The organism is Kitasatospora sp. MBT63 (assembly GCF_000710465.2).
Classification (GTDB): Bacteria; Actinomycetota; Actinomycetes; order Streptomycetales; family Streptomycetaceae; genus Kitasatospora.
The window spans coordinates 1-8,261 of sequence record NZ_JAIZ01000022.1; the positions used below are offsets into that span (position 1 = coordinate 1).

Below are 8,261 nucleotides of genomic sequence, written 5' to 3' on the forward strand. Positions count from 1 at the left end.
CGGACTGGGGCCGCTCCGCTTCGCTTCACGGCCCCGGGTGGCTGGCGCTCGATCAGATAGTTGAGCTGGGTAAATGGCTGGACTTACGACGGGCTGACTAAGAGGGCGGGGTTGGTCGGCGGGGGCGCGTGCGGGCCAGCTTCACTCCCGCCAGATTGGTCTAGACCGTGGTCCATCAGATCTGTGAATCGAACCTCATGGGACGGTCGGGTGCGCTACGGTGGTCTGGTGTCGCTGACTCTGATGTATCAAGCTTGGCCATCGGATGATCCTGCCGCAGACACCCTGTGGACCCTGGATCTCACGGCTTTTCGTGGAGTTCCGAATTCCCGTCCTTCAAGCGGCTTGAGATCCCCGAGAAAGCGAATCAGTTTTTTCCGGCCTGAGACTCTCAGGCCTCCAGTCGGTGAAATGTATCAGGACTGCGGTGCCAGGCAATCCGTGCGGTGCGGTGTGCGGGATTTCGTATTCGGTGAGGGGAGAGGGTCCATGGGTGCTGTGAAGCCGGGTCTGCTGGCGGTGGAAGCTTCGAAGGGGGTCAAGCTGCGGGGGCACCAGGAGGAGGCGGTGGCGGCGATCGTACGGGGGCTGACGCCGCGTCCGGGGCAGTCGGCTCCGAACGGTCTGCGGGTGACGGTGCAGATGGCCACCGGCACCGGCAAGTCGTACGTCGGCGCGTTCGCCGCGCAGCGCCTGGCGCCCCGCGGCGTGGTCCTGGTGGTGGTGCCGACCCTGAACCTGCTCACCCAGATGATCGGGTCCTGGCTGGCGGCCGGCCGCTCCGGGGAGATGCGGGCGGTGTGCTCGCTGGTCCAGGACGAGCTGCCGGTGGGGGTGCAGGCCTCGACCAACGGCCTGCTGGTCGCCTCCTGGATCGCCGACGCGGTCCAGGGCCGGCGCCCGCTGACCCTGTTCGCCACCTACGCCTCGGTCGGGGCGGTCGCGGACGCGTACGCCTTCTGGGCCCGGGCCAAGGGGGAGCTGCTGGCGCCGCTGGACCTGATGGTCTGCGATGAGGCGCACCGCTCGTCGGGGCATGTCGAGAAGACGTGGACGGTGGTGCACGACCAGGGCCTGATCCCGGCGGCCAGGCGCCTCTACGCCACGGCTACGCCGCGCATTTGGGCGCCGCCCGGCAAGGCGCTCAGGGCCTCCACCGGCCGTGAGGGGGCGCACCAGCCGTTGCCGGAGGAGCTGGCGGTGTCGATGGATGACGTGCGGATCTACGGCCCGATGGTGTTCTCCATGGGCTTGGCCGAGGCAGTGGAAAAATCGCTGCTGGCCCCCTTCGAGGTGGTGGTGGTCGAGCTGCGGGACCCGCGCTCGGACCGGGACGCCGCCAAGGCGCAGCCGGTGCCGTGGGGTGCCGGGGTGGGTGAGGCGCCGGACGGCAGTGCGGATGAGGTGCCCGCCGAGCAGCTCGCGGCGATGCAGGCCGGGCTGCTGAAGGTCGCGGCCGAGCGCGGCCTGAAGCGCACCATCACCTTCCACAACCGCACCTTGGAGGCGCGATATTTCTCTGAGACACTGAACCAGACCGTGGAGCGGCTTCACAAGAGCGACCCGGAGAAATACCCGGCTGAGGTCTGGTCGCAGTGGCTCTCTGGGGAGCACTCGGTGGATTTCCGGGCGGAGGTCATCGGGGAGTTTGGATTGACCGAGGAGGATGACGGTCTGGGGTATCGGGTGATCGCCCAGTGCAAGGTTCTCGGCGAGGGAGTCGATATCCCGAATGCAGATTCGGTTCTGATTTCGGGCCGTGGCAGCATGGTCGATATCGTCCAGGCCGTCGGACGGGCCCTTCGGGTCAAGCCTGGGGAGAAGAAGACGGCGAGCCTTATCGTGCCCGTCTTTCTCAAGCCCGGGGAGCGTCCGGGGGATATTCTGGAGTCTGACAGTTATAACGGGCTCGTCAAAATTCTGGCCGCTTTTCGGTCACACGACGAACGCATGGTCGAAGCCCTCGCGGTGCCGCAGCGCAGCAGCCGCCGCACAACCGGGCGCAGCGCCGAGGCAGCCTATGCTCCTGGTGAGGGGCATGGTGGAGGCAGCGATGGCACTGGAGCGTTCACGCTCCCGGTGCGGTTCGAGTCCGAACCCGGGGACGACGTCCTGGCCCTGTTCATCGCCTCCCGAGTGTTGAAGGGAGAAACGCAGTTGTGGCGCGAGGCGATCGGCCACGTGCGGAATTGGTACAAGGAGCATGGGCACCTTGACGCGCCCTATGCGGCTCTGGTCGGGGAGAACGGTAACTATCCGTTGGGGCGGTGGTTGTCGGACCGGCGGGTGGAGAATGCGGCCGGTGAGCTGGCGCCATGGAGGGTGGAGCAGCTCGACGGGTTCGGCATGATCTGGTCCGTCAGCGACGCGCGGTTCGAGGCCGGCCTTTCCTGGGCGCGGGTGTGGGCGAAGGACCACGGCGGGAGCCTGGCTGCCCCGGCTCGGGCCTCGATCGGCGGGTACGCCATCGGCACCTGGCTGGCCGAACTGCGTTCCGCCGCGCAGGTACCGGAGGGTGAGCTGGGGGCGCTGGCGCCGGAGCGCAGGCGGGCGCTGGAGGAGATCGACCCCTGGTGGTGCCCGGCCTGGCCGATCGCCTGGCAGCGCACCTACAGCGCCGCCAGGCAGTGGTGGCTGGAGTCGGACGGCCAGGTCGAGTGGGCGGAGCTGCCGGAGTCGACGGTGTTCGAGGGTGAGCAGCTCGGCCGGTGGGTGCTGGCGCAGCGGGCCAGCCACCCGGGCCTGGAGACGGAGCAGCAGGAGCTGCTGGCCGCGATCGGCATCGAGGCCGACCCCGAGCTGGTGGCGGCGAAGGCCGCGGCCGACGCCCGGCCGAAGGTCTCCCGGACCGACAGGTTCGCGCTCGGCATCGCCGCCTTGGCCGCGTTCGTCGCCGAGCACGACCACCCGCGCGTTCCGCGCCCGCACCGCCAGGTCGTGGAGGTGGAGGCTGGAGCGGACGGCGAGAAGCAGGGCGTCATCGAGGTGGCCCTGGGTGCATTTCTCAACAACGCCAAGGCCCGCCGCGCCAAGCTGACGCCCGGTCAGCTCGCCCAACTCGCCGAGCACGGGGTGGAGTGGGCGCAGGCATAGCCAGTGGGATTCCCCGGACACTCCCGCGATTCCCACTCACCACGAGGTTGGCAGGTCAGGACTGGTCGGCCCTCCGTCAGGGACGGACGGCCGACCAAGAACAGCAGCTCGACGGCGAGCCGAGCTTCCCGCCACACTCACGAACTCAGCAGGCCGGTGCTCGTCCAAGCCTTGCCCTGACACACCGTCAAAAGGACGCGCACGGAAGCAGCCCGCCACCGCCCGTCCACGGCACCTGCCTCCTGGCCAGGCTACCCGGAGCAGCACATCAGGTCCGGGTATCAGCGCTTTCGGTCTCGTCGTCGATCAGGCCATAGGGCGGATGGTCCTCGCTGCGGCTGTAGCGCACCACGACGCAGTCCTCCACCGTGAGCGGTGGACTGTTGTCGGCCACGATGAGCTGTGCGCGGACGCCGCGGTCGCCGAGCCAGGCAGCGAGGTGGTCGTAGAAGTCGCTGATGCTCACAGCGTCGGCGATCACGGCGTCGAGGGTGCCACCGTGGCCGAGGTTCTTCTGCGGGCTGTCGATCATGAGGAAGCCGGGGTGGGCCGCGCCGCTCTCGACCGCGATCTCGAAGACGGCCAGCTGCCAGGCCAGGGTCAGAAGCGTTCGGGCCCCTGAGGATGCTTCGTGGTACGACTCGCCGCGGACGAACGGGGTAAGGTCCTCACCGATGCGCGGCAGGCTGACCTTCGGGTAGTGCCACGCCCTGAGCAGTTCGCCGTAGCGGGCGCTGACACGGCCGATCACCGCGTCCCTGTCGCGGGTGGCGTCGCCGAGGCTGCTGAGTTCTTCCCGCAGCTGGGTGAGCTGTCCTTCGAGGCGGGCCACCGCTGTGGCGCGCTTGGCGATGCCCTCTTGGAGCTTGGCTGTGCTACGGGCCTGCTCGAGACGGCGCAGGGCCTGTTCGCGTTGGCGGTGCAGCTCGTCCCGGGCCGCGAGGTAGGTGGAGACGGCGGGGGCTGTTGCCTCATCGAGGGCGGCGGCGGCTCGTTCTTCTACCAGGCGCGCTTGCTCTGCTTGCAGCTTCCCGTGTGAGAGTGAGGTGCCGAGGTCCTCGATGTAGGCGGTGATCTCCTTCAGGCGTGCCTTGGTGGCGCGGACCTCTGCGGCGACGTCCAGCTGCCCCTCAGGAGGAGCGCTGAGTTGGGCTGCCTCACCCAGGGTGAGGGTGCTGGCGGTGGGCTGCAGCTCGTGGGCGCAGAGGGTGCAGTGGCCGGCCTCCGCTGCGGGCGGAGCGGGGAGCCGGTTGAGGCAGGCCGGGCAGGTGGTGACCCGCAGGGGGTCGAAGAGCTGCTTCGCCTGGGCGAGCATGCCGAGCTTGAGGAGGTCGTCGACGTACTGGGCGCGCAGCGGCATCATGCGGGCGAGCTGGGTCTCGTGGTCGCGCACTACTGCGGCGGTGCGGCGGGCTTGCTTGGCGGCTTCTTGGTGGCTGTGGCGCAGCCCGGCGGCGAAGTCGGTGGCGGCGCGGGCGTGCTGGTCGATCTGGGCCAGCTGGGCGGTGATGTCTGCGAGTTCCTGCTCGGCGGGGTTGCTGGCGGTCGGGTCGGTGTTGAGGGCGCTGGGGTCCTGTTCGGCGACGAAGGCGCGGGCGGCGGATAGGTCGTTCTTGGCGTGGTTGCGACGGGACTCGAGCGCTTGGATCCGGTTGCCGAGTTCGACGGCGCGGTCGTCGTGGACGCCGAAGATGACGTCGACGACCTGGCGCAGCTTGTGCTTGCGCATGCGGTCGTTCTCGAAGAGGAAGTTCTTGTCGGCGACGCGTTCGTTGGGCAGGAAGGTGAGCCACATGAGGTCGCGGAAGCTGAGCGGGTCGGTGCGGGATTCGCTCTGGGTGGGGGCTTCGCGGAGCTGGACGCCTTCGAGCTTGCAGTGGCTCAGGAGCAGGCTGGAGAGACTCTCGGGGGGGTCTAGGCGCCGGGCTTCGGGCGGTGTGAGGCTGGGGGCATCGATGGTGCCGCCGCGGATGTAGGCGATCTTGGAGGGTTCGCCGACCGATCGTTCGATGACGTACGGATCGCCGGAGAGCTCGACCTCCAGGAGGCAGGAGCGGACCTTGCTGAGGATCTCCTGGTGCCTGGGGTGGCGCTTGGCGCCGAGGCCGTAGGCGATGAACTCCAGCACGGCGGTCTTGCCGGAGCTGAAAGCGCCGGCCACCAGGGAGAGGTTGCGGACTTGGCCGCCAGCGGTGAAGTCGACGTCGTAGGTCCGCCCGACGCCGGCCAGGCGCAGCCGGCGGATGCGGATGCCCTGCGGGATCTGCACGGCGGTCACTCTCCCCAGGGGGTGTCGGTGAAGGGAGTCGGCCCGGTGCCGAGGATGCCGAGGAGTGCGGCGGCGGGGCCGTCGTGGCCGGCTGGGCGAAGCCACTGGGCGGTCTGTTCGCGCAGTGCCTTGTCACTGAGCCTGCGCAGGCGGCGCACGACGATGGCGGCCGCGGTGCTGAAGCTGGTCGCGTAGGTGGCGGTGAGGCGGGTGCCAAGGGTGCGGCCGGTGTCGGTGATCGCGTAGTGGAGTGCTTTGTCGTGGTTGCTGACCGCGCAGCAGTCGTAGGCGACCAGCAGGGCGAGGTCGTGCTGGATGCGCTCGCGGCGGCTGGTGAAGCGCTGTGACGAGGAAGCGTAGGCCAGGACCTGGGGGTCGAAGCCCGCCAGGCGCAGTCTCCCGGCGTCCCGGTCGTCGGAGGCGACGACGAGGAACGGGTTGGCGGAGAGGAAGTCGTAGTATCCGATGCGCTCCAGGCTGGCGCCGTACTGATCGTGGCCGGAGACGGCGTCCAGGAGCAGGAGGAGCTGGGCGAGCCGGAACTGCACCTCGTCCTCGGGCATGACGACCGAGCGGCGGGTCTGCATGGGCTTGCTCCTCTCGTGGGTCAGATGTCCTGGTGGGTGGCGGCGATCTCACGCCAGTGCTTGACCCAACCGGCCTTGCGGTTGTCGACGAGGCGGTGGACCAGGCCCCATGCGTGGACGACTTCCAGCCGGAGGATCTTGGGAAGGCGTTCGTGTTCGGTTCGCACGTCACGCCAGACCCTGCTGTGGAGGGAGCCGAGGACGCCTTCGGCTGTGCAATCGTTGAACTGCATCTCCCACAGTCCGTGCAGTGTCGCGTCGGCTGAGCTCAGGGCGGCGGTCTCGGCGGGGACCGCCTTGTGCGCGATCTCGCGGGCGACCAGGTCGGCGTTGAAGAACTGGCGCTTCGCGGAGTCGAGCTCGACGTGGCCGGCTGCGGTCATCTGCCGAACGAAGAGCGCGGCCTCGAGCTCGGCGCCTTTCTCCTCCTCGACGTCCAGCACGAGCCGCAGTTGCTCGTGCCCCTGACCCTGCTGGGGGACCGGAGTGAAGGGCTCGTAGTAAGCGCGCCGGACCGAGTCCCCCTCGGGGGAGTGCAGGGCGGTCCGGAGCGCGGTCTCGTCCCACAGTTCGATGACGAGCCCGTAGTCCCTCTCCTGCTTCGGCTTCCAGCCATCCCACCACTTCGCCGTGGGCCCGTCCATGCTGGAGGGGATGCACAGCACCCACATCTCCACCGTGTACCCATGCGTCTTTGCAGCGGCGAGGGCCGAGTCGAATGAGTCCTGGATCGTCCGCTTGTGCGTGGCTTTGGTGACTGGATAGAAGTACTTCGACTGCCACACCGCAATCGCGCCGCCCAGGTCTCCGACAAAGGCGTCGATGCCCCAGTCCCCGGGATGGGCGGCGATCCTGCGGACGCCTGGCCTGATAGCAGCGGCCAGTTGGGCGATCATCGTTTCGAAGTTGTCCCGGGCGCCACCCGCACTGCCGCTCCGGTTCTCGTGCGCGGAGAAACTGATCGGCGGAACACCAGCTGCAACGGCTATCGCCTGATCGGGCATGGACACCCCCACGGTTGACCAATCGACCACGCGAGCCGACAGTGCCCGCTGAGCAACGCACGGTGAGGGTCGTGATCGTATCGTCCGGGATTCAACTGATCAATAGTCCTTCACAACCTGCCGCCATGCCCTGGCAGCACGCCTCTGCGGTAGTGGAGGTCACTGTGTCGCAGCGTCATGGGTGGAGTCTCCACACAGGGGCGGGTGTGCTGGGGGCAACGCCGACGGTAGCGGCCAGTGGGAGGCGGGCGCAGCCGCTTCGGGCGCTTGCCCCCGGGGTTCTGCACGTCGCGCAGCTGCGGGAGTTCGGGTGGGGCGGCGACATCCAGGCCGAGCTCTTGGGCCAGCTCGCGGGGCTTGCCGAGCACAGGGGTGGAGTGGGCGGTGGCAACGGGATGGGAATCGAACAAGAGCGCTTGAATTGAAGCGCTCTTGTTCGATTTTCAGCCGGTTGGGGCGAGGCGGCTGAAGGCCCATCGGAGGACTTCTTGGTCGACGTGGGTGCGGCCGGTGCGTTGGAGGGCTGTGTGGGTGTGGGCGGTCAGGCGGGCCCAGTTGCGAAAGTTGCCGTGGGCGGCGTGCTGGTCGGCGAAGGCGATGTCGGCGGGGTCGGCTTCGGCCCAGATCGGGTGGTAGAGCGGGATGACGTCCAAGACCTCTTCGGGGGCCAGGCGGGTCAGGCGCTGCCAGATGAAGATCCTGGAGGAGAGCATGGGCTCCTTGCGGAGGGTCTGGTAGCAGCCCTCTCCCCCGACGAAGACGACGGCGAGCTGGGTGTAGGGGTCGTCCCAGAGGTAGCGGATGTACTCGAGCTGGTCGCTGGAGAGCCACTGGGCCTCGTCCAGGACGAGGGTGCGGGGGTGGGCGGCGAGGGTGGTCTTGAGGAGGTGGTCGAACTCGCTGGCGTAGCGCGGGGGCTGGCCTGGTAGTTGGAGGCTGGTGAAGAGTTCGTGGCGCACCGCGCGGGTGGTGGGGCGGGTGTGGAAGGTGATGCGGTGGATGTCCTCGGCGGGTTCGAGTTCGCGTAGGCAACTGGTGACGGCGACGGTCTTGCCGAAGCCGGCGCCGCCGTAGATGCAGGTCATGGCGCGGGCGGCGATGGTGTCGGCGAGGTTGTCGCGCACAGTCAGCAGGGAGCGGGTGGCCACCAGGCGGGCTTCGGGCAGGGCGGTGTACTGGTCGGCGGCCGGGGGTGGCAGGCGGCGGGTCACGGGGTGTCCTCGTGGTGCGGCGGCGGGCTGGGACGGGAAGCGGTTCTCACGGTCGCAGGGGTGGGCCAGTCCGGTGGGGCGGGCGTAGGCGGGATCA

5 protein-coding genes are annotated in these 8,261 nt (G+C 68.7%); 1 reads left to right on the forward strand and 4 read right to left on the reverse strand.

The annotated features are described in order from the left end of the window. Positions 1-489 precede the first annotated feature (489 nt). On the forward strand, positions 490-3,093 hold the full coding sequence (locus AA75_RS01520; RefSeq protein WP_051811559.1) for a DEAD/DEAH box helicase: 2,604 nt from the start codon (positions 490-492) through the stop codon (positions 3,091-3,093). Positions 3,094-3,361: 268 nt separating this feature from the next. Here AA75_RS01520 and AA75_RS01525 read toward each other — a convergent pair whose 3' ends face one another. From AA75_RS01525 to AA75_RS01545, 4 genes are all read right to left on the reverse strand, one after another. Further along, positions 3,362-5,371 (reverse strand): hypothetical protein, encoded by a 2,010-nt coding sequence (locus AA75_RS01525; protein ID WP_033817833.1) that lies wholly within the window; start codon positions 5,369-5,371, stop codon positions 3,362-3,364. Beyond that, the gene (locus tag AA75_RS01530; RefSeq protein WP_033817834.1) at positions 5,368-5,949 is read right to left on the reverse strand and encodes an ABC-three component system middle component 2; all 582 of its coding nucleotides are present in this window, start codon (positions 5,947-5,949) and stop codon (positions 5,368-5,370) included. Before AA75_RS01530 ends, AA75_RS01525 begins: the two co-directional genes overlap by 4 nt. Before the next feature lie 20 nt (positions 5,950-5,969). After that, positions 5,970-6,953 carry a serine/threonine protein kinase gene (locus AA75_RS01535; protein WP_233288874.1) on the reverse strand — a complete coding sequence of 328 codons (984 nt, stop codon included), beginning with the start codon at positions 6,951-6,953 and terminating at the stop codon, positions 5,970-5,972. A gap of 443 nt (positions 6,954-7,396) precedes the next feature. Next, the gene (locus AA75_RS01545; protein ID WP_051811561.1) at positions 7,397-8,164 is read right to left on the reverse strand and encodes an ATP-binding protein; all 768 of its coding nucleotides are present in this window, start codon (positions 8,162-8,164) and stop codon (positions 7,397-7,399) included. Positions 8,165-8,261 lie beyond the last annotated feature (97 nt).

What these genes read in the sequence shown, in the direction of transcription:
- AA75_RS01530 (WP_033817834.1), bottom strand. Translation starts at nt 5,949, where the DNA reads ATGCAGACCCGCCGCTCGGTCGTCATGCCCGAGGACGAGGTGCAGTTC.
- AA75_RS01535 (WP_233288874.1), bottom strand. Translation starts at nt 6,953, where the DNA reads ATGCCCGATCAGGCGATAGCCGTTGCAGCTGGTGTTCCGCCGATCAGT.
- AA75_RS01520 (WP_051811559.1), top strand. Translation starts at nt 490, where the DNA reads ATGGGTGCTGTGAAGCCGGGTCTGCTGGCGGTGGAAGCTTCGAAGGGG.